Source organism: Trichocoleus desertorum AS-A10, from assembly GCF_039962155.1.
In the GTDB taxonomy this organism is placed as follows: domain Bacteria; phylum Cyanobacteriota; class Cyanobacteriia; order FACHB-46; family FACHB-46; genus Trichocoleus.
This window is the reverse complement of sequence record NZ_JAMPKN010000007.1, coordinates 39,251-65,785: the sequence shown is the minus strand read 5'-3', so window position 1 is coordinate 65,785 and position 26,535 is coordinate 39,251. Positions and strand designations below refer to the sequence as shown.

At 47.1% G+C, this 26,535-nt stretch carries 19 protein-coding genes; 9 read left to right on the top strand and 10 right to left on the bottom strand.

All coding sequences use genetic code 11. The features are described 5' to 3' along the window. Positions 1-53: 53 nt before the first annotated feature. A complete protein-coding gene (gene pyk / locus NDA01_RS12135) occupies positions 54-1,835 on the top strand; it encodes a pyruvate kinase (RefSeq protein WP_190432821.1) in 1,782 nt (593 codons plus the stop codon). Positions 1,836-1,906: 71 nt separating this feature from the next. Here pyk and NDA01_RS12130 read toward each other — a convergent pair whose 3' ends face one another. After that, positions 1,907-2,743 carry an alpha/beta hydrolase gene (locus NDA01_RS12130; RefSeq protein WP_348228142.1) on the bottom strand — a complete coding sequence of 279 codons (837 nt, stop codon included), beginning with the start codon at positions 2,741-2,743 and terminating at the stop codon, positions 1,907-1,909. 146 nt (positions 2,744-2,889) lie between these two features. On the opposite strand from NDA01_RS12130, the gene gcvH reads away from it, so the two are divergent. Together gcvH and gcvP are read left to right on the top strand one after the other, a co-directional pair. Then, complete coding sequence (gene gcvH, locus NDA01_RS12125) at positions 2,890-3,279, top strand: glycine cleavage system protein GcvH (protein WP_190558878.1); 390 nt, start codon at positions 2,890-2,892, stop codon at positions 3,277-3,279. A 177-nt stretch (positions 3,280-3,456) separates the two neighbouring features. Next, positions 3,457-6,504, top strand: a complete 3,048-nt coding sequence (gene gcvP / locus NDA01_RS12120) for an aminomethyl-transferring glycine dehydrogenase (RefSeq protein ID WP_348228141.1) — start codon at positions 3,457-3,459, stop codon at positions 6,502-6,504. A 180-nt stretch (positions 6,505-6,684) separates the two neighbouring features. On the opposite strand, the gene NDA01_RS12115 is transcribed toward gcvP, so the two are convergent. Continuing rightward, positions 6,685-8,292, bottom strand: coding sequence for a glycosyltransferase family 39 protein (locus NDA01_RS12115; protein ID WP_348228140.1), 1,608 nt, complete (start codon positions 8,290-8,292; stop codon positions 6,685-6,687). A gap of 321 nt (positions 8,293-8,613) precedes the next feature. Between NDA01_RS12115 and pyrG the strand changes: the two genes are divergently transcribed. Together pyrG and NDA01_RS12105 are read left to right on the top strand one after the other, a co-directional pair. Next, on the top strand, positions 8,614-10,254 hold the full coding sequence (gene pyrG / locus NDA01_RS12110; protein WP_348228139.1) for a CTP synthase: 1,641 nt from the start codon (positions 8,614-8,616) through the stop codon (positions 10,252-10,254). A 40-nt stretch (positions 10,255-10,294) separates the two neighbouring features. Next, positions 10,295-10,507: an RNA-binding protein gene (locus tag NDA01_RS12105; RefSeq protein ID WP_190553070.1), complete on the top strand. Its 213-nt coding sequence runs from the start codon at positions 10,295-10,297 to the stop codon at positions 10,505-10,507. A 133-nt stretch (positions 10,508-10,640) separates the two neighbouring features. On the opposite strand, the gene NDA01_RS12100 is transcribed toward NDA01_RS12105, so the two are convergent. The 5 genes from NDA01_RS12100 to NDA01_RS12080 all read right to left on the bottom strand — a co-directional run bounded on the left by NDA01_RS12100 (position 10,641) and on the right by NDA01_RS12080 (position 15,901). Further along, a complete protein-coding gene (locus NDA01_RS12100; protein ID WP_348228138.1) occupies positions 10,641-11,573 on the bottom strand; it encodes an ROK family protein in 933 nt (310 codons plus the stop codon). A gap of 58 nt (positions 11,574-11,631) precedes the next feature. Further along, positions 11,632-12,210 carry a hypothetical protein gene (locus NDA01_RS12095; protein WP_348228137.1) on the bottom strand — a complete coding sequence of 193 codons (579 nt, stop codon included), beginning with the start codon at positions 12,208-12,210 and terminating at the stop codon, positions 11,632-11,634. Positions 12,211-12,250: 40 nt separating this feature from the next. Next, positions 12,251-13,153, bottom strand: coding sequence for an ABC transporter permease (locus tag NDA01_RS12090; protein WP_348228136.1), 903 nt, complete (start codon positions 13,151-13,153; stop codon positions 12,251-12,253). A 90-nt stretch (positions 13,154-13,243) separates the two neighbouring features. Beyond that, positions 13,244-14,614 carry a thioredoxin-disulfide reductase gene (gene trxB, locus NDA01_RS12085; protein WP_348228135.1) on the bottom strand — a complete coding sequence of 457 codons (1,371 nt, stop codon included), beginning with the start codon at positions 14,612-14,614 and terminating at the stop codon, positions 13,244-13,246. A gap of 129 nt (positions 14,615-14,743) precedes the next feature. Then, positions 14,744-15,901 (bottom strand): glycosyltransferase family 2 protein, encoded by a 1,158-nt coding sequence (locus tag NDA01_RS12080; protein ID WP_348228134.1) that lies wholly within the window; start codon positions 15,899-15,901, stop codon positions 14,744-14,746. Between the two features lie 152 nt (positions 15,902-16,053). Here NDA01_RS12080 and NDA01_RS12075 point away from each other — a divergent pair, with 152 nt between their 5' ends. From NDA01_RS12075 to NDA01_RS12065, 3 genes are all read left to right on the top strand, one after another. Beyond that, entirely contained in the window at positions 16,054-17,427 is a 1,374-nt protein-coding gene (locus NDA01_RS12075) for a methyltransferase domain-containing protein (protein WP_431193387.1), read from the top strand. Between the two features lie 125 nt (positions 17,428-17,552). Then, positions 17,553-18,089 carry a type IV pilin-like G/H family protein gene (locus NDA01_RS12070; RefSeq protein ID WP_348228133.1) on the top strand — a complete coding sequence of 179 codons (537 nt, stop codon included), beginning with the start codon at positions 17,553-17,555 and terminating at the stop codon, positions 18,087-18,089. A gap of 116 nt (positions 18,090-18,205) precedes the next feature. Continuing rightward, positions 18,206-20,515 (top strand): O-linked N-acetylglucosamine transferase, SPINDLY family protein, encoded by a 2,310-nt coding sequence (locus NDA01_RS12065; protein WP_348228132.1) that lies wholly within the window; start codon positions 18,206-18,208, stop codon positions 20,513-20,515. Between the two features lie 40 nt (positions 20,516-20,555). Here NDA01_RS12065 and NDA01_RS12060 read toward each other — a convergent pair whose 3' ends face one another. Then, on the bottom strand, positions 20,556-21,557 hold the full coding sequence (locus NDA01_RS12060) for an FkbM family methyltransferase (protein ID WP_348228131.1): 1,002 nt from the start codon (positions 21,555-21,557) through the stop codon (positions 20,556-20,558). A 196-nt stretch (positions 21,558-21,753) separates the two neighbouring features. Here NDA01_RS12060 and NDA01_RS12055 point away from each other — a divergent pair, with 196 nt between their 5' ends. Further along, positions 21,754-22,281: a class I SAM-dependent methyltransferase gene (locus NDA01_RS12055; RefSeq protein ID WP_348228130.1), complete on the top strand. Its 528-nt coding sequence runs from the start codon at positions 21,754-21,756 to the stop codon at positions 22,279-22,281. Positions 22,282-22,296: 15 nt separating this feature from the next. Here the strand turns inward: NDA01_RS12055 and NDA01_RS12050 are convergent, their stop codons facing one another. Both NDA01_RS12050 and NDA01_RS12045 read right to left on the bottom strand, forming a co-directional pair. Further along, positions 22,297-24,879 carry an O-antigen ligase family protein gene (locus tag NDA01_RS12050; RefSeq protein WP_348228129.1) on the bottom strand — a complete coding sequence of 861 codons (2,583 nt, stop codon included), beginning with the start codon at positions 24,877-24,879 and terminating at the stop codon, positions 22,297-22,299. Between the two features lie 17 nt (positions 24,880-24,896). Further along, positions 24,897-26,366 carry a sugar transferase gene (locus NDA01_RS12045; RefSeq protein WP_348228128.1) on the bottom strand — a complete coding sequence of 490 codons (1,470 nt, stop codon included), beginning with the start codon at positions 26,364-26,366 and terminating at the stop codon, positions 24,897-24,899. Positions 26,367-26,535: the final 169 nt, after the last annotated feature.

Here is a 26,535-nt window from a genome sequence, read left to right as displayed (position 1 = left end):
GAGGACATCAGCGGTAGGGTCTCCTTCAGTCTATTTTTACCTTCTTGGAATCCATGCAACTGCGTAACTCTCCGCGTCGGACAAAAATCGTCGCAACGATTGGCCCCGCCACTAGTAGCCCAGAAGTTCTACGCGCCCTGATTGAAGCGGGTGCAACCACTCTGCGTCTTAACTTTTCTCATGGGACGCATGAAGATCATCAACGCAGCATTCGGCTGATTCGGCAGATTTCTTTTGAGCTGAATCAACCTGTCGGAATTTTGCAAGATCTCCAAGGACCCAAAATTCGTTTAGGCCGCTTTGAAGACGGTTCTATTACTCTTAAGCGCGGCGATCGCTTCACATTGACTAGTCACGCTGTTCCTGGCACCCATGAAATCAGCTCTGTGACGTACGAGCCACTAGCCGAGGAAGTGCCTGAAGGTGCCACTATTCTGCTCGACGACGGCAAAGTGGAAATGCGAGTCGAGAAAGTAGACCGCGATCGCAAAGAATTGCATTGCGAAGTTGTAGTCGGTGGCGTCCTTTCTAACAACAAAGGCGTTAATTTTCCAGGAGTTTATCTGTCGATCAAGGCATTGACCGATAAAGACCGTAAAGATTTGATGTTTGGGCTTGATCAAGGAGTTGATTGGATCGCCCTCAGTTTTGTCCGGAATCCTCAGGATGTGTTGGAAATCAAAGAATTAATTTCCAACGCAGGCAAGCAAGTCCCGGTAATCGCCAAGATTGAGAAGCACGAAGCCATTGAGCAGATGGAAGATGTTCTTTGCCTCTGTGATGGCGTGATGGTGGCGCGGGGTGATTTAGGCGTAGAGCTACCTGCCGAAGATGTCCCCATTTTGCAAAAGCGGCTGATTGCCACAGCGAATCGGTTGGGCATTCCAGTAATCACCGCTACCCAGATGCTAGACAGCATGGTGAACAATCCACGTCCCACTCGCGCTGAGATTTCGGACGTAGCCAACGCCATTCTGGATGGTACAGATGCCGTTATGCTGTCGAACGAAACCGCAGTTGGTAAGTATGCTATTGAAGCGGTGGCAACGATGGCCCGGATTGCGATTCGTACCGAGCAAGAGCAGATTCGTCGCAACCTCGACAGTGACGGGCGATCGATCCCCAATGCGATTAGCCAAGCAGTCGCTCGCATTGCCGAACAGCTAAATGCCTCTGCGATTATGACGCTGACCAAAACGGGAGCCACAGCTCGCAACGTTTCTAAATTTCGGCCTCATACCCCCATTTTGGCCGTTACCCCTCATGTCGATGTGGCACGACAGTTGCAACTAGTTTGGGGCGTCAAACCCCTGCTAGTTCTGGACTTACCTTCTACTGGGCAAACCTTCCAGGCCGCGCTCAACGTCGCTCAAGAGAAAGAGCTGCTCTCTGAAGGTAATTTGGTAGTTATGACTGCTGGTACCCTGCAAGGGGTATCTGGTTCCACCGACCTAATTAAGGTGGAAGTGGTAACGGCTGTCTTGGGCAAAGGAATTGGCATTGGTCAAGGCTCAGTTAGTGGGCGGGCACGAGTAGCTCACGCGAGTAATGAAGTCAGCAACTTCAATCCGGGCGACATTTTAGTCACCTCCTGCACCAGTGTTGATTATGTGGAGATGATTCGCAAAGCTGCTGGGATCATCACTGAAGACGATAGTTTGACCAGCCACGCCGCAGTGATTGGTTTACGCTTAGGGGTACCCGTGATTGTTGGGGTCAAGAATGCGACCGAAATTATTCGGGATGGCGCGATTTTGACTCTTGATACCCATCGGGGCTTGGTTTACTCCGGTGCCGTGGGAGCCGCTCAGACTGACTCAGCGATTACGGTCTAACTGGCCCCAAACATTTAAGAATCACGGCGATCGCTTCTCTTAACTCAGGATTGGGGAGCGATCACTTTCTCCTACTTGGATGTTGCCTCCGAATTTTTTACCAATTGAGCAAATGCTTGTAACTGCTGGGCATATCTCGGGCCAGCCACCTCTACTAGGTCGTCATGGTTAGCATCCTCGACCCAAAAACTTTGCTTAGGAGCGCGCGCTGCCTGAAATAGCTGCTCTCCATGCTGAAACGGGATGATTTCATCGGCAGTGCCATGCACAATCAAAATTGGGCATTGGATGCGGCGAATTTTGGCAATATTGGCAAGTTTGTCGAACGGGACAATTGGAACGCGAGTAACCACGCGAAAAGCAGTGACAAAAGAGCTTTCCACAATCAAGCCAGCCAGAGGTTTACGAGTCGCTAAATCAACGGCAACACCACCTCCAACTGAGCGACCTAAAGCAATAACCCGATTCGCTGGGACTTTGAGCTTTTGGGTCAGATAGGTATAGGCAGCATCGGCATCTTGGTAAGCATGTTGCTCGGAAGGCTGACCTTGGCTGGTGCCATAGCCTCGGTAATCGTAAGCAAACACGGCAAAACCAGCTTCGTGAATCATGGTCAGCGTTGCCTCAATATCCCCTAAATCTTCGGCGTTGCCATGACTGTAGAGAATGGTGTACTGGGCCTGAGGATTGGGCAGATAAATCGCTGAAATTAAGACATTATCGGCGGTTTTCAGCTTCAGAGTCGTTTGGGTATCCTGGTAGCTAGCGGGTTGCGGTTGAAAAATTTGGCGATCGGTCAAAAAGAAGGCGTAAAAGCATAGAACCGCATAAATCAACAGGGTGGAGCGGACGAAACGCTTAACTGAAAACTCACCCAATACCAGCCGTTTGAGTGTTTTTGACTTCATTGAGGACTAACGTGGAGAGATGCAAGGCGGTAAGACCCGCAAGAATACTTCCTACTATGCCCAAATAGGCTCCAAGACATTGTCAGAACCGACTAAATCTTGCAAGCTTATTGGAAGTGTAGTGACATATCCGGTGAGGAATTGGTATGGCCTTTGAATATCCTGATGATCTAAAGTACCTAGACAGCCATGAGTACGTGCGCCTAGATGGCGATATCGCTACGATTGGGATTAGCGCCTTTGCCGTCGATCAACTGGGTGACATTGTATTTCTAGAGCTACCTGAGATTGGTGACAAGCTGGTCAAAGGCGAAACCTTTGGTACGGTGGAGTCAGTCAAGGCTGTCGAAGACCTCAATGCTCCGGTGACAGGGACTGTAATTGAGCGCAACACAGCAATGGTGGATGCGCCGGAACAAGTTGCAGAAGATCCCTATGGTGAAGGTTGGCTGCTGAAGATTCGGATTGATGAGTCAGAAGAACTAGATGAAGTCCTGACGGCTGAAGAATACCGCCAACAAGTCGAAGGCGCATAATTTACTGGAAGACTTCTGAAGGCTTGGCAGAAGCGATCGCTTCTGGACCCTGCATAGTCAAGTTTGCTGAGCAAGAATAGAAGAGACACAAGCTCACTCTGGTGAAATCAGGGTCAACTATCCATTGCAAACTATTGCAAAATGGTCAGAAATGACCTTCTTGTGTCCCTACGTTTCATGCCAGAGTCTTTCATGTCCGAGCCTTCTACCTACGAGCAAGGTGCAACTGGATTGAGCCATTCTAAATCTGACCCCCTAGCCGCGATCGACCCCGTGACCGTTTCTAAAGCAACCGTAAATGGATCTCAGATGCCAAGAACCAATGGTGGTGCTCACGCGGCTCAGCCTACCCAAATTCAGGGGGGACTACCCCTAACAGACGAATTTGTAGACCGCCATCTTGGTCCCAGTGCGGCGAAAGTGGATCAAATGCTTTCCGAATTGGGTTTTTCTAGCTTAGAAGCCCTGATTGACAAGGCTGTACCCCCAGGAATTCGGCTCCAGCAACCACTGCAACTAGAGGAGGGACGCAGTGAATATGAATTGCTGCAAGAGCTAAAAGCGATCGCCTCAGAAAATCAAGTATTTCGCTCGTTTATTGGCATGGGCTACTACGGCTGCATTACCCCACCTGTAATTCAGCGCAACATTCTCGAAAATCCCGGCTGGTATACCCAATACACCCCTTACCAACCCGAAATTGCTCAAGGTCGCCTGGAAGCTCTGCTCAACTTCCAAACAATGGTGATTGACTTGACAGGTATGGAGATTGCCAACGCTTCACTGCTGGATGAAGGTACGGCAGCCGCAGAAGCAATGACGATGAGCTACGGGCTAGCGAAGGGAGATGAGCAGGCATTTTGGGTGTCAGAGGCTTGCCATCCCCAAACTATCGAAGTCGTGAAGACAAGGGCGCGGGCGCTAGGCATTGAAATTTTGGTAGGCAACCATCAAACCTTTGCCTTCGACCAGCCGATTTTTGGGGCACTCCTGCAATACCCTGCCACCGATGGCGCAATTTACGACTACCAGGACTTTGTTCAGCGCGCCCACCAAGCTAAAGCACTCGTGACAGTCGCGGCGGATCTTCTGAGCTTGACGCTCCTCAAGCCACCAGGAGAATTTGGGGCAGACATCGTGGTGGGGAGCACCCAACGCTTTGGCGTGCCGCTAGGTTATGGGGGACCTCACGCTGCTTACTTCGCTACCAAAGACACTTATAAGCGGCAAATTCCTGGGCGATTGGTGGGTGTGTCTAAGGATGCTCAAGGTCAGCCTGCTTTACGCTTAGCGCTACAAACGCGAGAGCAACACATCCGTCGGGATAAAGCTACCAGCAACATTTGTACGGCCCAGGTGCTACTGGCAGTCATTGCTAGTATGTATGCTGTTTATCATGGTCCTAGTGGCTTACAGCGCATTGCTCAACGCATTCATCATTTAACCGTGACTCTGGCAGAAGGATTGAGTCGGTTAGGGTATCAACTGGGGTCTGCACCCTATTTCGATACCTTACGTGTGGATATAGCCGAAAAACGAGCCTTAGACATTGTGGAACGGGCCAGCGCCCATCGAATCAATCTACGTCTGATTGATATTCATACCATCGGTGTTTCTCTAGATGAGACGACATCAGCCGATGATTTGCTGGCGCTATTCAAAGTTTTTGCAGGCGACCAAACTCCTCACTTCACCCCGGAAGAGTTAGCCACAGAAGCCAAGGTTGAATTCAGCGATCGCTTTGCTCGTACTAGCACCTATCTCACTCACCCAGTTTTCAGCCAATACCATTCTGAAACTGAGCTGCTGCGCTACATTTATCGCCTGCAATCTAAGGATTTGTCGCTGACCACAGCCATGATCCCTCTCGGTTCCTGCACGATGAAGTTGAATGCCACAGCAGAAATGATCCCCGTGACTTGGCCTGAGTTTGGTCAGATTCATCCCTTCGCGCCGCTAGAACAAACCCAGGGCTATCAAACTCTTTTCCAACAATTGGAGCAATGGCTAGCCGAAATTACAGGCTTTGCAGGCATTTCGCTGCAACCCAATGCGGGCTCGCAAGGAGAATATGCGGGGTTACTGGTGATTCGCCAATACCACGAGCAACGCGGCGATTTTCACCGTCATATTTGCTTGATTCCGCAGTCGGCGCATGGCACCAATCCCGCCAGTGCGGTGATGGCAGGAATGAAAGTGGTTCCGGTGGCTTGCGATCGCGATGGCAACATCGATGTAGCTGACCTCAAAGCCAAGGCAGAGCAGCATCAAGAAAACTTAGCTGCGCTCATGGTGACTTACCCCTCCACTCACGGAGTATTTGAAGAATCGATTCGAGAAATCTGTGCGATCGCCCATGCCAATGGCGGACAGGTTTATCTGGATGGAGCCAACATGAACGCTCAAGTTGGCCTGTGTCGTCCGGGTGACTATGGGGCCGATGTTTGTCACCTAAACTTGCACAAAACCTTCTGTATTCCCCACGGCGGCGGCGGACCTGGTATGGGACCAATTGGTGTGATGCCACATTTGGTGCCTTTCTTGCCAGGACATGCCGTTGTGCCCATTGGTAGTGAGCAAGGCATTGGGGCGATCGCCTCAGCGCCATGGGGAAGCCCCAGTATTCTACCAATTTCTTGGATGTACATTGCCTTGATGGGCGGCACTGGTCTTACCAAAGCGACTCAAGTTGCCATTCTCAATGCCAACTACATTGCCAAACGCTTAGAGCCTTACTACCCAGGGCTGTACAAAGGCAAAAACGGCTTAGTGGCTCACGAGTGCATTTTGGATTTGCGGCAGTTCAAGAGAACGGCTGACATCGAAGTCGATGACATTGCCAAACGCTTGATTGATTACGGCTTCCACCCACCGACCGTCTCTTGGCCAGTCCCAGGCACGATTATGGTCGAGCCAACCGAGAGTGAGTCGAAGCAAGAACTCGATCGCTTCTGTGATGCCATGATTGCCATCCGAGCTGAAATTGCCGAAATTGAGGCGGGTCAAGTCGATCGACAGAACAACCTGCTCAAGAATGCCCCTCACACGGCGGCTGCCCTAATGACGGCAGAATGGGACAAACCTTACCCTCGCGAACGAGGCGCTTACCCCACCACTTGGACTCGCGAAAACAAGTTCTGGCCTGCAGTCGCTCGGATTGACAATGCCTACGGCGATCGCAACTTGGTTTGCTCTTGCTTACCAATGGACGCTTACTCAAGTTAAAGACCTGAGCCTGAATCACAAATTCCCTACAGCGATTGGGATGTAATTCGGTTCACCCTTATTACCAGGGTGAGGAGAGCGGGAGTGAAAGGCTGTCCTAGAAACAGTTACCACTCCCGCTCTTTTTGTTGGAATAACGACAAACTGTACGAAGGCAGAGCAGTATCGCTCCACTTGAGTTCAAATTTTTTCCAATCGCCACAGATCGTTACTTTTATGAATAGACTCCAGCTTGTACTTTTCCTCAAAAATATTCCGTAACTTTTTCGAAGGTTTGAACAGGAACACACTTTCAAAGCCTTCAGGAATATTCAGTAGACGGTTGGGGTCGGATACCAGAGAATTGGAGCTACAAGTGTGGCAAGCAGGTTGGATTCTGAGTCGCACTTCTGGAGCCAGTAAATGGCTCAACGACAGAATTTCCCCAGTTCTAGCGTTGCTAATGACCAGGGGTTGACTAGCTTGATTTAGAATTCTGGCAATCTGCGGATTATGATAGCTAGATCCCTTATTCCACCAAGTTTCCGACTGAGCAATCAGGATACAGGATAGAACCCCACCTGACAGCAACGCGGCCAGCCCTAATCGCCATAATTTCTGCCTCTGCATCGAACCAGTCATAGAACTAGAGACAGAAGTAATTTGAGTCGCAAATAGATGAGCAACTGCTATTTGAATCCCCAAATAACAAGGAATCATGTAACGACTAGTAATCGATCTAAAAGATTGATTGATAAAATCTGGTGCTATTAGAAATACCGCTGTCACACCAATTAGTAGAAGCACAAACAAAAAAGCTTTCCTTGTAGCTTTTTGCCCCAGAAAGTAGATTGAATATAAGATTAAAATCAAAATTGCTGCCATCAGCAAGCGTTTTCCTCGATGAGGAAAGTTGATGTCCACAAAAACAGAGCTAATATTAATCGTCCAGCGTTCCAGGAAAAATGATAAAGGTTTTGCTCCGTTTTTCGCTAGTAACTGGGGTAGGCGATCGGCACTGTTGATAACGACAGGTAGCCAAGGCAAAAAAGCCGAAAATCCTAATAAAGAGGCCAGCACATAACCAATTAAATTTTTGCTGAACCGAAATCTTTCAACTATAAATATGTAGAATCCATGCGCGATCGCCACTAACGCAAAAGATAAATGTGAATAAAACCCAAACGCTACTGTCGCTGCATAAGCTCCCCAACTTACCCTAGTGCCAACTCGATTCGCCCATAACAAAACTGCACTTGAGAGTAATGTGGCCACTGTCCATAGACTATACTCTCTCGACTCTTGAGCAAACAATAAGTGAAAAGGTGAGACAGCAATTAATGCAACCGCCATCCAGCCTGTTAAGGGTGACTTAAATAGTTCTAGACACAACCAATAGATTGTAGGAAAAGCCAGTAGACTAATCAGGGCTGGCAAACTTCGTGCTACTGCCAATGAATTTCCAAATAACTGCATCCAGAATCGTGCCATCACATAGTACAGTGGCACATGCTGAGGGTCTTCTATTGCTAAAGATTTGATCGCATCGACTAAGCCTTTTTCACTGTTGGGGCGCTGATACTTTTGTAAATCTTCAGCGCTAACTTCACGGCCATCGGCAAATTGCTGGACTATTTCAGCCTCTGTATATCCAGAAATTCGTAAAGAAGTAAAAGTCTCATCATACCAGTAGACTTTTTGGCCAAGATTAACCAATCTGAAGAAGATGCCGAGTATTAATAAAGTTATGAGAAATAATTTCAGCCACTCAGAAGTTAGGTTCCAATGCCCTTTAAGTGCTGTTCTCATAAATGTTCGTAGTAACAGTAAGCTCTGAAAAAGCTATGCCCAAGAAATAGAATTTCATGGCTTACTACTTAACGTCAGTACTGCTGGATACGGTTTAACTAGTTTGCTCCACAGCAAGCCTAACGGCAACTCATTGGGGTGTGGAGATTTTATCGAGGTCGAATTACAGGATGAGCGGTTTGGGTGCAGCGATCGCCCCTTTCAGCTTTAGTGCGAAAGTTCGCTTGATGTACAAAAAAATACTCCCCTTCCCACGCGGTCTGCCATGCCTGTGGCACAATTGACGGGTGGCTCTCCAGAAGGCTGTGCTCCTAGAATTTTATGACTAAGTTTGTATTCGTGACGGGTGGTGTAGTCTCTAGTATTGGCAAAGGCATCGTGGCAGCGAGCCTGGGTCGATTGCTGAAGTCTCGCGACTACTCCGTTTCCATCCTCAAGTTAGACCCTTATATTAACGTTGACCCTGGCACCATGAGCCCTTTCCAGCATGGTGAGGTGTTTGTGACCGAAGATGGTGCGGAAACCGACTTAGACTTGGGACACTACGAGCGCTTTACAGACACTTCCATGTCTCGCCTCAATAGTGTCACCACTGGTTCTATTTACCAAGCCGTGCTGAATAAAGAGCGCCGGGGCGACTACATGGGCGGTACAGTCCAAGTCATTCCGCACATTACGAACGAGATCAAAGAGCGCATCTTACGAGTTGCAAAAAACACCAATCCAGATGTGGTGATCACTGAGATTGGTGGCACCGTTGGAGATATTGAGTCGCTGCCCTTTCTAGAAGCAATTCGGCAATTTCGGAAAGCCGTGGGACGGCAGAATGTGCTGTACATGCACGTCACGCTGATGCCTTGGATTCCGGCGGCAGGGGAGATGAAAACCAAGCCGACGCAACATTCGGTGAAAGAACTCCGCTCGATTGGGATTCAACCGGATATTTTGGTTTGTCGCTGCGATCGCCCCTTGCATCCTGGTCTTAAGGACAAGTTATCTGAGTTCTGTGACGTTCCTGTTGAATGTGTCATTACCTCGCCAGATGCCAGAAGCATCTACGAAGTCCCACTGATTTTGGAGCGAGAAGGCTTAGCTCAGCAGGCGCTAGATCTTTTGCATCTAGAACAGCGGCAACCTGATTTAACTCAATGGCAAACCCTAGTCGATCGCTTGTATCGTCCAAGTCAATCGGTCAACATTGCGATCGTGGGTAAATATGTTCGGCTTACCGACGCCTATCTCTCTGTCGTTGAAGCGCTGCGGCATGGCGCGATCGCCCAAGGAGCAGACCTGAATCTACGCTGGATTAACTCCGAGGACATCGAAGCTTACGGAGCCGAAAGCTATCTGCAAGATATTGACGGCATCATTGTCCCCGGTGGCTTTGGAGTACGGGGTGTAGACGGCAAAATCAGTGCCATTCAGTACGCCCGCGAAAAGAAAATTCCCTTCTTTGGCTTGTGCCTAGGGATGCAGTGTTCTGTGATCGAGTGGGCGCGACACACAGCTGGCCTTGAGGATGCGAATAGTGCTGAGTTTGCTCCCAACGCTAAAAACCCCGTGATTAACTTGTTGCCAGAACAGCAAGATGTGGTCGATTTAGGCGGCACAATGCGGCTAGGTTTATATCCTTGCCGGATCGCGCCCAATACGATCGCATTTGGCCTCTATGGCGAAGAAGTGATTTACGAGCGGCATCGCCATCGCTATGAATTCAATAACGCCTACCGTAATTTGTTCTTAGAAACTGGCTATATCATCAGTGGTGCCTCACCCGACGGACGCTTGGTAGAAATTGTGGAACTGCCAGGTCATCCGTTCTTCTTGGCAACTCAGTTTCATCCCGAATTTCAGTCGCGCCCTAGTACCCCTCACCCTTTATTTAAGGGATTCATTCAAGCTGCAACTACCTACGCAGGTGAGGCTACGCGATCGCTAGAGCCTAGCCTAAGTCAACCGTAAGCTCCAGACTAAAACCCTTTCAATCTTAGTGAGGAGTGCTGTGGGGTATTGGGTCAAAATTAATTACGAGAGGAACGTTTATGTAGTTGACCTCGAACGTGTCAGTGCTTTTGCTTTTACCCCTAATGGTAGGTTGTCCTTTTACTTGCCAGAAGGGGGAACCCACATGATTTTGAACCAGCAAGGTCATCCCGAAGCTTTCCAGCAAGTCATGGATTACGTGGAAAAATCCACTGGGCACACCTTACCTTAAGTAGTCGTTGACACTTAGCTTTTATGAATGGGTATCACTGGTAGGGGCATCTCTTGTGGGTGCCCTTCGTACGGTGAGCAGGTACAAGACCTACCCCCCACAAAAATGGTGTCGCTTAATTAATTCAGAATCGCTAACTGTTAAAAGCACCAATTAACTGCCACGCCAGTTTCGCCGCTCCTACCATCCCAGCGCGATTGCCTAGTTGAGCTTTTAATAACTGCAAGTTCCCCCGAGAACTCGGCAAAACTCGTCGCTGAATTTCTGCTTGGACTGCTGGCAAGAAAAACTCAGCGCTGGCGCTAATTCCGCCACCAATCACTACTGCTTCGGGCGCTAGAACGTAGATCAGGCTGGTTAAGCCCGCTCCCAAATCTCGGCCATATTCTTGCCAAAACGCCAAAGCATCGCGATCGCCTGCTTGCGCTTTCAATCCCAGCTCAATAGGTTCTAGCCCAGTCTGTCGCCGAATCGCTTGCACTGAGGCATATTGCTCTAAGGAACCGTGATTGCCACTGTTACAAGCTGGACCGTCTGGCCTTAGAGTAATCAGACCCAACTCACCCGCAGCTCCATCTGGACCTGTAAAGAGTTGACCATTGAAAATAATCGCCCCCCCAACGCCTGTGCCCAGGGTTAGTAAAATTAAGTTCTGAAACTGCTGACCTGCCCCTAACCAAGCTTCCCCCAGCCCAGCGCAATTGGCATCATTGGCAATTACCGTTGGTCGCCCGGTTTTTGCTTCTAGCCAATCTGCTACCGGAATATCTTGCCAACCGGGTAAATTAATTGCAATCCTGGCAATGCGGCCTCGGCGATCGGCAGGTCCTGGGGTTCCGACGCCAATTGCCAAACAAGTCTCATCTGGATCAAGCTGAGCGATCGCCTCAACCATTGCCGCTAAAACAGCCTCTGGATGAGCAGGTTGAGGAGTCGGCACAGTCATGGCTTGCAAACAAGTACCATCATGGCTAAAGCGACCTAGTTTAATCGCCGAACCACCTAAGTCAATGCCTAAGACCTGAGGTGCTAGGGGCTGGGCTGAAACATCGGGTGTTGTCCCCATACTTCTAACTAATGCTGCGGTAACTGACGAGGTGAAGGTCTACGATCGTACAGCGTCCCTAGTCAGCAATGCTAAAGGACTTCCAGAATTGATCAAACTCTTGCGCCGCTTTTTGAGCATTCACAGCTTTCTGCGTCAGTTCGGCTTTGGTAATCTTCTTATCAGCATGTTGCTGCTGCGCCAGCTCTAGTTCTAATTGAGCAATTCGGGCATTCTGCTTCAGAATAGTTCCTTCTACCGCACCCACCCAATTGTGAAAGCCTAAATTCTGAGTTTCCCAATCTGTATTGCCTACCCCAGCAACCCCTGCTTGTCCCAAGTTTTTTTGACTAGTTTCTGTTAGTTGCCGAAAACTCGTCAAAGCTGCGTCGATTTGCTGCATTCTTACTCGTGAGTTCTCGACCGAGAATCTTTGATTGAGGGTCTCCTGAACAGATTCATCAGAATGAGCAGCGCGATTCAGGGAGCGATCGCTAGATACCTCAGCCTGAGCAGCAGGACCAGAGCCAGTCACAACACTCGCTGCAACACCAGACGAACGCCAGAGTGGACCAGAGTTTGCTCGCAAACTACCACTCACCGCTGCAACCAGCGTGAAGCAAATAGCGGTTATAAATAATGAAGTCTTGAGTGGCATCTGGCATATTCAGCGAGCTGACTAGTTAATCAATACACGCTTACTCAGCCGCTTTCCGGTTCCAGTTTTCTCGCCGTAGTAACGGGTTGACAAACTCATTCAACCCTTCTCCTAGCAAAGACAACCCCACTACCATTAAAGTCATTGCCATACCAGGGAAAAAAGCAGTCCACCAAATTCCGGTAGGCAGCGCGTCTAAAGCTTGGCGCAAGTCATGCCCCCACTCTGGCACCTCTTCGGGCAGTCCTAACCCCAAAAACCCCAAACCGCCTAGCGTCAAGATTGCGTCCGCCGCATTCAGCGTAAATAGCACTGGCACACTTTGAATCACATTGAGCAGCAAGTAACGCGACAGTACTGTCCAAGTGGAAGCGCCCATTGCTTGAGCCGCTTCAATAAATAACTCCGTTTTCACAGAAACCGTATGGTTTCGCACCACCCGATAATATTGCGGTACATAAGAAATACTCAGAGCGATCGCCGCATTGAGAACCCCTCGTCCCACCGCAAACGCCAACGTTACCGAAAGCAAGAGCCCTGGCAGCGTATAGATCGTATCCATTAAAAATAGGAGGATGCGATCGAGCCTACCGCCTAGATATCCGCTTACTAGACCTAGCGGCACTCCTATGACTAAGCTCAAAGCAGTCGCTAAGATCACCACTTGCAATGCCGCTTGACTGCCAAATAAGGTTCGAGAAAAAACATCATAGCCTTGGCGAGTCGTGCCAAACCAATGACTCAGCGCAGGCGGTTCGTGAATCGGGTTAATTAAAGAGTCTGTGGGATTCTGGAGCCAGCCCCAAGCCTGAAACATAGGCGAAAGCAGCGCCACCAGAATAAAGAGAATCGTAATTACAAGCCCAACCCCCATCATTCGCATAGAAAGGCTGGGTCGTTCGGCAAATCGGAAACGAGGTAACCAGAGCTTAGTAGAGGCCATAAAATTAGTGAAGCCAGCGATCGCGATAGGCTGATCTAATCTACCAAGCTCAGTTCCCTCTTGCTGATCCGGATTAGTTAGAAGTTGCTACTACAGATTGCTACTAATCAATTGGCGATACTCGCTCTTCTGCTTCACGCCCTTCAGCTCAGCAACCTTGTCTTTGTCCTTAAAGAACTGAATCGTCGGCGTACCCATAACGCCCGCTGCCTCAGCAATATCTGGGTCTTGCTCCACATCAATCTCGACAAAGTGAATTTTTTCCTCAAACTCATCCACCAGCTTGTTCAAGATGGGTTTCAAGGTGTGGCAAGGTCCACAATTGGGAGAAGCGTATTTCACGACAATCAGGCGATCGCTCTCGTGGTAAAGCTTCCGGAGTGCATACCCACCTTGATGACGAGTTGCACCCACGCTAAATTCAGACTCTTGCTCAGCTTCCGACTTTCTAGCAGCTTGCTCAGCTTCCGGTTTTTCCGATGCTTCTGTTTGGTGAAATTCTTGCACCAAGCCCTGAGTCGATAGCCAACGCTCCGCTAGCATAGCCGCCATACAACCCGTGCCCGCTGCCGTGATCGCTTGTCGATATTCATGATCCTGGACATCACCAGCAGCAAACACACCTTCAATGCTCGTTTCTACAGAACCAGGCTTCGTCACAACGTAACCAACATCATCAAGTTCTAGTTGTCCCTTAAACAAAGACGTATTTGGGGTATGACCGATCGCGTAGAACAAACCACGCACATGCAGCTCACTGGCTTCACCTGTCTTTTTGTTGCGTAGGTGCACCCCTTTCATGTGGTTTTCTTCGCCAAACACATCCAGAATATCTGTGTTCCAGTGAACCGTAATCTTGGAATTTTTCAGCACGCGATCTTGCATAGCCTTACTAGCACGCATCTTTTCACCGCGTACTAATAGATGCACATGAGACCCATACTTGGTCAAATACACAGCCTCTTCTGCTGCCGAATCACCACCACCTACAACAGCCAACTCTGCCGACCGGAAAATTGGCGTTGCTCCATCGCAGATGGCACAAGCAGAAATTCCACGGCTCCAAAACTGATGTTCGCAAGGTAATCCCAACCGCTTCGCTGTCGCACCTGTCGCAATTACAATACTGTGCGCCTTGACTTCCCGCTCCTCTGATCGCACCACAAACGGACGCTGGCTGAAATCCACAGACACTACGTCCTCAGTCACCAATTCCGCTCCCCAACGCACAGCTTGGGCCTTCATCCGGTCCATCAACTGCGGTCCTGTAATGCCTTCCGGAAAGCCAGGGAAGTTTTCCACCTCAGTGGTTGTCATCAACTGCCCACCTGGTAGCCCCCCGGCCTGGAAGCCTTCAAACACAAACGGCTTCAGATTCGCTCTTGCAGCATAAATAGCAGCCGTATATCCCGCAGGGCCAGAGCCAATAATGACCAAATTTTCAACAGTTGGATTTGTCATAGGGTCTAGACAAACTCATAACGACTACACATAACTCAGTATAACGATTTATGGATAAAGATCTAGTCATGAGTCTGCGACTCAACAATTCCTAGGCTGAGTGCTACGCTACTAAGCTGCTGGCTTCGTTCAGCTTTGGTGTAGTTTCTGCAGTGCTGCTTCTAGATCTGCCTGGACTGGAGAATAATCGGCTTCAAACGAAAGAGCCAGTTCAAAAGCGGCGATCGCTTCTGAAATTTGATTCATCTCCATATAAGTCAGTCCTAAATCGTGCGCAGGCCACACGCCTAAAAAGCGCAAATCAAACGGTTCTTGTTGAAAATAAGTACCATCTCGGCCCATTTGTAGACACTTCTCAAAGTAGGCGATCGCGGCCACAGAAAACCCTAATTGCTTAAACAAGGAACCTGTTAAGTGATTCAAAGGTGGATAGGTGGGAAACCATTCCAAACCGCGCCGACAAACCAACATCGTTGTTTCATAGTCTTCTTGCTCATGCAGCAAGTCTAAACCCAACGTAAACAACAGGGCTGGCAGGCGAACGGTTTCCTCCGGCAACATTCCTGATAAAAGGTTAGGAGAAATTCGCTCAAAAGCTTCCGACCAACATTCCCTGGCTTTTTCCACTTGCTCAGTTCGGACATAGGTATCCGCTAGAGTCATCAGCAATAACAAGCTGAGCGTTTCTTGTTGCCGAACCCGCTCTAGCAGAGGAATATCGCGGTTGATATTTTTTTGTAAAAGTAATTCCTCTTCGTAGCCGTAGTGGAGGATTTTGAGCGACTGTAATTTTTTGATGAGATGGGTAGGAATAAGCTGCTCACGGTATACCAATTGCTCATGGTAGCGACCCACATACTTTAAGTCTGATGAATTACGAAATAGCCTTAAAGTAGGTAAATCAGTTATATCTTGATGGATGTCTGTGAGAGCAATCCAGTAGGCTAAAGTCTGTAGGCGCTCTAGGCTCAACTCTTCACGCCAATGATCCGACTCCAAAACTAGTTCTTCGTCGGCATCTAACATGAGAATCCATTGACCTGAGGCTTGAGCGATCGCAAAATTCCGGGCCGCAGCAAAATCATCACACCATTGAAAATGCTGGATCTGAGCACCATACTGCTGGGCAATCGCAATCGTACCGTCCTCAGAGCCTGTATCGACCACAATCATTTCATCGACATGCGATCGCACACTGTTTAAGCAGCGAGGCAGATTTTGCTGTTCATTTTTGACGATCATGCACAGCGAGAGCAGAGGCTCAGATGGAATTGATGGGCTGCTCATGGAATACACAAATAGGAACTCGGCCTTAAAGAAAGAATGGGCTGCCTTTCGTACGCCTTGTACGAAAGGCAGGAGTGCTTAAAGCGAGAATCTTCGCAAACTGATTGATTCTCCCGTTCTTTTAGGTAAGGTGAGAACAATGGCACTGAACTATGGATAGCCCCCAGCCTTGGTCTATCACTGAGAAGACAAGCAAGGATTTTTATATGGATAACCATGAATCTGAACGCGAGAAAATTCGCCAGCAATGGGAGACAACTCCCTATCCAGAGCTACCCCTGGAAATCTCGCCTAAAGGAGATGCCAACAGTTTATACCTCCACAACTTGGTAACTTCGTTTTACTTAAGAAACCATCAAATTATTGATACAAAAGAGAAATTAATTCTAGATGTGGGCTGTGGTAGCGGCTACACGTCGCTGACACTCGCTGAAGCGAATCCAGGAGCCAAAGTTATCGGCATCGATATGTCCGAGAAATCATTAGATTTGGCTCGCCAGCGATCGCGCTACCACGGATTTGAAACCTTAGAGTTCCATACTCTAGCGGCTGAAGAGTTGCCAAGCTTAAACCTTCAGTTTGACTACATCAACTGCGATGAGGTTTTGTATCTACTGCCCGACCCAGTAGCTGGGCTAAAAGCCATGCAGTCGGTGCTTAAACCGGATGGAATCATTCGTGCAAACTTACATAGCTCTTTACAGCGAGAGTTTTACTTCCGAGCCCAGAAGGTCTTCAAAATGATGGGGTTGATGGACGAAGCCCCAGGCGAGCTAGAGGTGGAGCTGCTCCGAGAAATGATGCGATCGCTGAAGAGTGATGTTTACCTAAAAATGCTCGTATGGAAACCCTACTTCGAAACCGATGCCGAGAGAGTACGAGTTAACTTTCTGATGCAAGGCGACAAAGGCTCTACCGTTAAGGAGCTTTTTGCGGCTCTTGAAGCTGCCAATTTAGAATTTGTCAGTATGGTGAACTGGCGGCACTGGGAATTGATGGATTTATTTCAAGACCCGGAAAATCTACCAGCATTTTTGGCTATGAGTTTACCCGACGCTTCCTTGGAAGAACAGCTGCACCTATTTGAACTATTAAACCCTGTTCACCGCTTGTTAGATTTCTGGTGCGCTCACCCCAACCAAGAGCAGGATTATGTGCCCGTCAACGAGTGGAGCCCTACAGATTGGCAGCAGGCTCAAGTACACCTACATCCGCAGCTCAAAACACCGCTAGCCAAAGAAAAACTAGTTGCCTGCGCAAACTCCTGCCGACCTTTTGAGATTAGTCAACTGATTTCTCTACCTGCGCTCACCCCCATTACCATTGACAACCATATGGCTACTTGCCTATTGCCCCTCTGGGAGGGACCTAAACCTTTTATGTCTTTGGTTGAGCGTTGGCAGACCGTACGGCCTGTAAGCGCAATCACCTTAGAACCCGTGAGCACGAAAACAGCCTTTGAGGAAGTCAAGCAATTGCTCATCAGCTTAGAGATTTACCTATATGTCCTTTTGGAACTGCCTTAGTCACGGAATGAAAAACGTGTGGCCAAAAGTTTTTAGAGATGGATGATATGAAAGTTGATCTGCCTGGGTAAATTAAATTCAGGAGTTAGAACCCACTGCGCACCGCACCTCAAGGAGACAAATCAATGAAGACTGAATTTCAAGCTAAATTCCTACAACACCTAGCTCAAAAGAAAGAAGATCAAGGTTTCACCCTTATTGAACTTCTTGTCGTTATCATCATCATCGGTATTCTGTCTGCTATTGCTCTGCCTTCCTTCTTGAACCAAGCTAACAAAGCGAAGCAGTCTGAAGCCAAGCAGTATGTTGGTTCCATGAACCGGGCTCAACAAGCTTATTACCTAGAAAACAGTGAATTTGGCTCTAGCGTTGACGTGTTGGGTCTTGGTATTCAAACCCAAACTACCAACTACAGCTACGTCGTAACTCTTGACAACCCTAACACTGCTGTCAACCAGTTTGGCACACCTCTTGCAACCAAGAAAGCCCTCAGACACTACAATGGTCAAGTGTGGTTAGGTACAGTGACATCTACTAGCGAAGCTACCACCTTAGCTATTTTGTGCGAGTCCACTAAGCCTCTAGCTAGCCAACCTACCAACACTCAAGCAACTGCCACTCACACTTGTGCTACAGACTTTAAGCCTATTGATACCAAGTAGGTTATCTAAAATCACTCAAAGCTAAAAAGCTAAGTTAAATCATTATTCTAGCTGCTAAAGCTTTAAGTGATACCTTTATTGAGAGTGGACGAATTATTTGTCCACTCTTTTTTATTTTGAATTACAACCTTTTCATCAAAAATACCTTTTTAAGGTCTTTCAAAAATCTTATGTCCTCTGACTATACTTCTATGACTACAGTATCTTTGCAGCAGCAAGCTTACCAGTATCTCCTCCGAGCTAAGTATAGTCACGCTCTAAACTTATATGAGCAAGCGATTGAAGCAGAACCGAGTGAAAGGTCGAGCTACTGGTATTTAGGACTGGTGCTACTTCTCCAAGGAAAAGAAGAAGAAGCTCAAGCTAGTTGGTTTGTACCAATGATAGAAGCAGAGCCAGAGCAAGTAGAAGCTTGGACTGCCGAGCTATTACAAGTTTTACAAATAGAAGCAGAAAGGCAAGAGACGTTAGAGAATTACGAATTAGCTTGGGTACTTCGCCAACATATTCGTGAAATTGTCCCAACTAATATCGATAATCTTCTCAAAATTGTTCAACTTGAAATTGAGCTGAATAAATCTGTAGGAGATGATTTAGAGTCTCTTCAACTCCTTAGCTTGTTGAAGTCAGAACAGTCTATTACTCTCGATTTATCTCTATTACTAAATACACTTGCAGCTACTCTGGACTATGAGCCCATCCATCCTGCTACTCTACAGTTCGCTGAAGCTTGCTTCATACTGGCCCATAAGCCTCCTATATCAGACGACGCACAACCTTTAATCGACGTGTTGATATCATCTGCTATTAAAATCGGGTACTCTCTGGGACAAATACAAACAGCTATCTACTTGGCAGAGCTATGCGTACGGCTAAATCCTAATAGTCTTCAGCCTTTAGGGCCTCTATCTGCTTTTTATCAGAAATTAGGTGATTACGAAAAAGGGATAGAAACAGCAAAGCGCTTTTGTGAATTAGCTCAATCCTTACTAGGACAAATTAATGGAAGCTACTTACTCCTAAGAGGTCTTTTAAGTGCTGGAGCTGCTTGGCAGGAAGCTTACAAGGTATTTGATCACCATCAAGAACTTCTTTCTAAATTAATTCAACAACCGGATGAGCTTAGTCCTAATGAAGGAACTAACCTTTTTACATCCACGTTCTTTTTTCCTTATTTGCAAGACGATCCTCAGAAGAACCGCTGGTTTCACAATCAAATTGGTAGTCTCTGTCAACTCAAACTACAACAACCTACTCATGAATTAGTTGAACACTTTCATCAACGCTATGCAAAACTAGGCTCCTCTCCCCAAGAATTCCCCAGACCGTTAAGGATTGGCTATATTTCTGCATATATGAAGCGGCATTCTGTTGGTTGGCTAGCTCGGTGGCTTTTTCAACATCATAGTTCTGATCGTTTTCAAATCTACACTTACTATATAAATCAGCCCAAAGAGGATTTATTTACACAAAAGTGGTTTTCTGACAAAGCACATCAAGCACGCTATCTAGGGATTAACTGGCAAGAAATTGCTGAGCAAATTCATCAAGATAAAATCGACATTCTAATTGATTTAGACAGTATTACAGTTGATATCACTAGCGCAGTAATGGCTCTGAGACCAGCCCCTGTCCAGGTGACGTGGTTAGGCTGGGATGCATCGGGGATACCAGCAGTTGACTACTTCATCGCTGATCCATACGTCTTGCCTCAAGCTGCTCAGGAATACTATTCTGAAAAAATCTTGCGCTTACCCCAAACTTATGTTGCAGTGGATGGGTTCGAAGTTGGCATCCCTACATTGCGGCGCGATCAGCTAGATATACCAAATGATGCAGTTGTGTATTTGAGCGCTCAGAAGGGACATAAGCGTCACCCGGATACGGTACGACTGCAAATGAAAATTTTAAAGCAGGTGCCTAACAGCTATTTCCTTGTTAAAGGATTATCAGATGAAAAGTCAATCAAAAATTTCTTCGATCAAATTGCTGAAGAAGAAGGGGTAGATTGCGATCGCTTGCGCTTCTTACCAGAAGTATCAGCAGAAGCAGTCCATCGAGCCAACTTGGAAATTGCAGATGTTGTCCTAGATACTTATCCCTACAACGGTGCTACAACGACTTTAGAAACTCTTTGGATGGGAATCCCCTTAGTTACACGAGTTGGACAACAATTTGTAAGTCGTAATAGTTACACAATGATGATGAACGTGGGTGTAACTGAAGGGCTGGCGTGGAGCGATGAAGAATACATAGAGTGGGGAATCCGATTGGGGAGTGATGCCGCATTACGACAACAAATTGCTTGGCGGCTCAAACAATCTAGGCAAACCTCTCCCCTGTGGAATGCCAAACAATTTACTCGTGATATGGAGACTGCCTATGAGCAAATTTGGGTAGCATACCTTGAAGGTCACTCTCTTTAAAGGCTGCTAGCTACCACAGGACTAGACTAAAACCGGGGTACTAAATCTCCCTTGTGCGTATCAAGTTAAGGCTTTCCTGGCTGAGGTATTCTTTAACATTAGTAATGACAGGAAGAATCTCCAACCCTTGTTGTAGAAGCTCAGGAATCTGGGCTAAGCTTTCGACAATACTATCTGCAAAGTTGTAGTCTGAGTTTCTACCATATTGCAATGTCAAATATTCTAAAATTTCCAGAGTGTAGTCAGGAAAGTCAAGAATATCAGCAATGCAAGCTAGTTTCAAGAGATTCTCCGGTTGATTTAGATGAGGGCTACGGCCTCCAAGGAAGTCTCGGAAATAAATACACTCTCCCCAGATTAATTGTCCAGGGCGCGTTCTTGGGGCTATGGGCGATCGCGATCGCTTATAATAGGCAGCCGAAAGATCAAATAATGTGAAACCTTTATCTCTAAGATAGAAATCAACATCAGCAAACAAAGGTTGATTGAGGTAAATAGGGGAAAAACTAACCTCTGTATGAATAGCCAGAACACTATTTTGCAGAATCTGAAGAGAACCTTGTAAGATGGGTAGCTCTGCACCTTGAGCATCAATTTGCAAAAAATCGATCTGTTCCACCTGTTCTGACTGACAGAAACTATCTAGGGTAGTTGTCTCAACCTCTATAGTGAAGGCAACTTCAAGCAGCTCGGAAAGCTGAAAAAATCTTTGCAAATAAGTTGTGTTGGGTTCATATAGAGAACTCGACTCAAGGCTTTTAGTTACGTATAGAGTAGATTCACTTTTGAGGTTTGAAAGGGCTAAAGGAAAATGTTTTTCTTTCCAATTGATTTGGCGCTGCTCAAGATCAGTATTAGCTGTAATGCAGGCATCTTCATCTGCATCAAATCCATAAATGGTTAAACTGGGAGCAAAGATGTTCCAGCTCTGGCTACCAAAGTCATCCTGTCCCCTTACTTTACGGGAACCAATAACACCTAAGGTCAAATGTATTTGCTCCAAATGACCTTTTTTCTTTAAACTAGAAAGAAAGACTGGCATTTAAGAACCTCGATCCCTAGACAAGTATTAAATAAAGAATAGACTACTTATTTGATTTGGATAAAAATATTGCGTCTTGCATCCACTAGTGGTCAATAAAAGAGAGGAGATTTGCAATTTTTTACTTTGATTTAAGAATTCATGACTAATATCCTTGCTAAGAATATGTATTGGTTCTTATGAGAATTGCAAAATTATGACATCGTTAAGATTGCATATAGGAGGCACAGAGTCTCATCCTGATTGGAAAATCTTAGATATCGAACCTCGCCCTGAAGTTGACTATATTGCTGATGCTTCTAGTTTAGGAGCGTTCGAAGACAATTCCATTGAAGCTATTTATGCTAGCCATGTTTTGGAACACTTTCATTATAATCTCAACAACGAACTCCGCAGTACTTTGAAGGAATGGTTTCGGGTGCTAAAACCAAGCGGAAAACTTTTAATTAGCGTACCTGATTTAAAGGCTTTATGCTGGCTATACTTGCATCCAAATCTAACTGCTTTAGAACGCCACCATATAATGAGAATTATGTTTGGAGGACAACTCAATGCTTATGATGTGCACAAGGTGGGTTTTGATGCAGAGACTTTAGCTTTGTATCTAGAGGAAGCTGGATTTCAAGAATATGAGCAACTTTCAGAATTCAACCTGTTTAACGACTGTAGTAAATTGCGAGTTCTCGACACTCTGATCAGCTTAAATATTGTTGCGACCAAATAGGATTCAAGCTGATGCTTAACTTGTAGCTTTATTCAAGAGAGTATCATGCCACTCTGTAACTGCTAAATCGAAGGTGGGTTCATAAACTAGAGATGGTAATAACTGATTGAAAAATCTAGTCATAAGTTCATTCTCTACGACGCTCATGAAATCAGTAGGTGCAGGGCCATCAATGTGTCGGCTTAAGACTCCAAACCCAGTCCGAGTCCGACGGTATTGACGATTCGGAGAAATTTGTTTGAGCCACTGATCAAAGGTGGCTGAGCGAGCCATGTTGGTAGTCAGAGCTTGAAGGATTTCGAGGGGAGGAGCAGATTGTTCTACATTAAGCCAAGCTTGTTTTAGGAGAGAGTGACGTTTATCAGGAGTAAGCCAAGCAGCGATCGCCAATTTACCTGGTGAATTAGGCAAGGCTTGTAATTGTGCGTCTACGGTTTTGCCTTCCGCTAGTTGCAGGATAACTTGACTGAGAAGAGTGCCGTGGGTATCCCAATCTGTATGCGCTGCTTTCAGGTTACCTCGCCACCAATTCAGACCGCCGCGCAGTTGATGGCAGTAGGCGCGAATTGTTTCTGGCTGAGTAGGAGTTTGTAACAGCTCTGTACATTTTGCTGTGACACGATCCAGCATGGGTACGTAGAGAGGTTGGAGGGTAGGCGAGCGCCAAACCGGGCTAGTAATGAGTAACGGATCGCGCAGTGCTTCCAAGGCTACTGCTTCTGTCGCCAAATCAACTTTGCCTTGTGCTAATAAACTGAGCCCCAATCCATAAAACACTCCTCGTTTAGCAGGCACAAGCTGAGCAGAGCGAACAAACTCCTGGGTTGCTGCTTGAGGGTCTTGATTCAACAAAAGCCAAGCTAGGTTGGTATGCCCAAATTCTTGGTATGGAGAAGCCTGAATTCCTTTCTGAAACCAAGCAATCCCATCTCTTTGAAGTTGGCTTTGCTGCTGGAGATCATTGGTTTGCAGACTCAAATTCCCTAAGTTCCACCCCAACTGATAAGAATAATACGATTCCCAAGGTGCCAAAGCAGCTGCTTGACTGAGGCGTTGAACAAAACCAGGTATGTTTTCTCGGCTAAGAGCGATAAAGCCTTGGCTTGACAACTGCCAAGCTCGATGAATCGGAATTAGCCAAATACTGATCACGAGAAGTAGCCCTAACCCTATATAACTACCTCCTTGAGCCATTCGTCTCGTAACTCGAAATCTAGGCAGGTTGATAACTGGTTTTTCAGCAAAAGTCTCGCAAAAAACAGCGGCAAGGATAGCGATAAAAAGAATTAGAGTACCACTGATACAAACATTATCTAGCTGGTAGTCAGTCAAGCTACTGATCCCATAGCCAGAAAGACTTGCGAGAATACTCCAAACAAAAACTTGATCTGTGTGTTGACTAACAGTGGAGTGAGATGAGATTTTACCCACCCAACGAATGCTTAAGTAAGTAAGGAGGACGAGCGCTATTAAACTTGTGCCCATACCCCATAAACCTAACTCAGCCCAAATTTGAACTGGAGTACTGTGGAGTTGATAGGTTAGCTCTGCTTCTCTGCCTGCCCAGCCCGGGCGATATTGCTGATAAATAATTGGGACGCTGCCAGGACCAGATCCCAAGACCGGGTGAGCGATTCCCATCCGCCAACCTGTCACAGCAGTAATCATCCGGTAGGCAAAATCGCCACTGAGTTGACCGCTGAGGATTGCAGTCATTGCAGTTTTGAGACGTTCATTGGTAAGCGCTGAGAGGCTCAAAAAAGTCAGCATCAAAAGACTTCCCAACCCTAGCCAAAGACGGGGTAAAGAACTACGGAATAGTAGTAAAACAAAGCCGACTACGCAAAGCGCTGTGAGTCCTAACCAACCACCGCGCGAACCTGTGGTGTAAAGCGTAATCAATCCCAGCCCTACTCCTACTAACCAAAGCCAGCGTTGTCCTCCAGTTTGCAGAATGCTCAGGGCTACTAGAAGGGGTAATGCAAGAAGGAGATAGCCTGCTACATAGTTGGGATGACCGATAGGAGCCCAATTTCGCAACTCTAATGTTGAGAGGTTCAGCGAAAGATCAGCCCCTGACTGACGGAGTGTTTGTAGCCGATTTAGCTCTGGTAGGATGGTTTGAGTCAGCCATAAGCCTAAACTTACAATGATGAAGGTTAGATTTAAGTATCCCTGCCCCACTAATAGATGGTAGCGATCGCGAGGAGTCTGAACTTTATAGTTGAGCGCATACAAGCCAGCCAAAAAGCACAAAGCGGCCCAAGCGTACCAACGAGCTTGGACGGGAAATTCAGCGACCGTAGCTGAGGCGACTAGTCCAACCACAGTGAGACCCGCGATCGCATCTAGGCCGTCACCCAACCCAAGCCATTCCTGTCGATGCCAAACCATCCACAAGAACCATAGTGGCAGACAAGCTAGACCCACTTGCCAAAGAAACACCCAAGGCCACGAAACCACTAAGGTATTGCTGTCAGGAAGCAATGTAAAGAGTACGTAGAAACAGGCGACTAAGAATCCTAAAAGTGAACCTTTAGAATTGGGGTGGGGGGTTTCGGACAGGTCTTTTTTAATCAGGGAGCGATCGCCAGTCATGGGCTTGTATAGAGAGTTTAGTAGGCACCTTTACCAAACAAAACAATGCGGCAAGTTTCAACCAAAATGTCGAGGTCGAGGTTGAGCGACCAGTTATCAATGTAGTAAAGATCTAGACGCACCGCATCGCCAAAATCAGCAATGTCAGAGCGTCCCGAAACTTGCCACAATCCCGTAATCCCAGGCAAAACTTGATGTCGGATGTGATGCCAAGTGTCAAAGCGCTGCACGTCTCGGAGGGGTAAGGGACGAGGACCAACCAAGCTCATCTGGCCCAGCAAAACGTTAAAGAGTTGGGGCAATTCATCGATACTCGTGGATCTCAAGAAGCAACCAATGCGAGTAATCCGAGGGTCATGCCTAATTTTGAACATGACTCCGCCTTTGATTTCATTGCACGCTTCCAATTGAGCTTGTAATGCTTCAGCATCAGTCACCATCGTGCGGAACTTCCACATATGAAAGACTTTGCCATGCAACCCCATGCGCTCTTGCTGAAAAAAGATGGGGCCTGGGGAAGACAGCTTGATCGCGATCGCCACTGCTAGAAAAAGAGGCGACAGCAGAATCACTCCTGACAAAGCCCCAATGACATCCATCCAGCGCTTTAAGCCATACTCTAAACTGCTCAAGAAGTGTGGTTCCACTCGCAAAGTGGGTAAGCCTGCAAAAATCTCGGGTAAACCACGACGGTGCAACATATCCACACTGGAAGGCAGTAAGCGCAGGGTAATGCCCTGATGACGTAGCTGCCAGTAGAGAGTGGAGGCTAGTGCAGTGTCCGGTAAATTCTCGACCAAAACTTCCTTAGCCTTGGATGCCAAAATTGTCTGTAGGGTCGTCGGAGCATGAGCAGTGGTTGCTAGTGCAGCTCCCACAACGCGATAGGGAGATGATTTCTGTGCCTGCAAGTTTAGACGTTGTTCTAACACTTTGGCTAAAACAGAGAGGCGATCGCCTGGAGCAATTAAAAAAACAGGAGTTGGGGACTGGCTTTGCTCAAACTGGCGCAAAATTAAAGTTGATAAGAGCCGAAACCCAATCACTAAACCGACGCTACCAAACCAAGCTGTAAAGAATAGCGATCGCGGTGGATCTAGCTTGGGGTCATAAAAATAGCCGATCACTAGGGAGAGCAAATAAACCATGCTCACCAACTTGCCCGCTCTAAGATAGTTTTTCCATTGCGTTGCCGAAGAGTACAGACCTCCGTACCCAAAAAATAGCAACGTTGCCGCAGCAAATAACCAGAATAAACTTGGTAAACCTAACCAACTCCACCAATCTAACTCTGGTGGTAAGGGTGAATAAAATTGGTTAAGATGGGCCGCAATCCGCCAAGCCATCCCTAAGGCTAAGACATCGCTGAGCAGGAGTGTCAGCATTCGATACCCTTGCCAACCCAGAAGATGTGACAAGTTCAGCTTGCCAGGAGCACGGATATCTAGCTTGGAATTCTTAGAAACTCTGCCAGAAAAGTCAATCATTGCATTACAAACAGATTGCGGAGATGCAGCAAGAAGTGCTTCAGCGATCCCCATCTCATTCTTATTTTGAAGGAATGATGAAGCAGCAACTTCATTCAGTATTCCGCAAAATCCACACAAACCTGACAAGAATAAAAACTCAATTATTTAACTCGCAGCCAGTGTTGTA

Coding starts and splice junctions, on each gene's coding strand:
- NDA01_RS12115 (WP_348228140.1), bottom strand. CDS start 8,292: ATGAGAACAGCACTTAAAGGGCATTGGAACCTAACTTCTGAGTGGCTG.
- trxB (WP_348228135.1), bottom strand. CDS start 14,614: ATGACAAATCCAACTGTTGAAAATTTGGTCATTATTGGCTCTGGCCCT.
- NDA01_RS12060 (WP_348228131.1), bottom strand. CDS start 21,557: ATGCCAGTCTTTCTTTCTAGTTTAAAGAAAAAAGGTCATTTGGAGCAA.
- pyrG (WP_348228139.1), top strand. CDS start 8,614: ATGACTAAGTTTGTATTCGTGACGGGTGGTGTAGTCTCTAGTATTGGC.
- NDA01_RS12090 (WP_348228136.1), bottom strand. CDS start 13,153: ATGGCCTCTACTAAGCTCTGGTTACCTCGTTTCCGATTTGCCGAACGA.
- NDA01_RS12055 (WP_348228130.1), top strand. CDS start 21,754: ATGACATCGTTAAGATTGCATATAGGAGGCACAGAGTCTCATCCTGAT.
- NDA01_RS12050 (WP_348228129.1), bottom strand. CDS start 24,879: ATGACTGGCGATCGCTCCCTGATTAAAAAAGACCTGTCCGAAACCCCC.
- NDA01_RS12070 (WP_348228133.1), top strand. CDS start 17,553: ATGAAGACTGAATTTCAAGCTAAATTCCTACAACACCTAGCTCAAAAG.
- NDA01_RS12080 (WP_348228134.1), bottom strand. CDS start 15,901: ATGAGCAGCCCATCAATTCCATCTGAGCCTCTGCTCTCGCTGTGCATG.
- gcvH (WP_190558878.1), top strand. CDS start 2,890: ATGGCCTTTGAATATCCTGATGATCTAAAGTACCTAGACAGCCATGAG.
- NDA01_RS12130 (WP_348228142.1), bottom strand. CDS start 2,743: ATGAAGTCAAAAACACTCAAACGGCTGGTATTGGGTGAGTTTTCAGTT.
- gcvP (WP_348228141.1), top strand. CDS start 3,457: ATGCCAGAGTCTTTCATGTCCGAGCCTTCTACCTACGAGCAAGGTGCA.
- NDA01_RS12075 (WP_431193387.1), top strand. CDS start 16,054: ATGGATAGCCCCCAGCCTTGGTCTATCACTGAGAAGACAAGCAAGGAT.
- pyk (WP_190432821.1), top strand. CDS start 54: ATGCAACTGCGTAACTCTCCGCGTCGGACAAAAATCGTCGCAACGATT.
- NDA01_RS12045 (WP_348228128.1), bottom strand. CDS start 26,366: ATGATTGACTTTTCTGGCAGAGTTTCTAAGAATTCCAAGCTAGATATC.
- NDA01_RS12100 (WP_348228138.1), bottom strand. CDS start 11,573: ATGGGGACAACACCCGATGTTTCAGCCCAGCCCCTAGCACCTCAGGTC.
- NDA01_RS12095 (WP_348228137.1), bottom strand. CDS start 12,210: ATGCCACTCAAGACTTCATTATTTATAACCGCTATTTGCTTCACGCTG.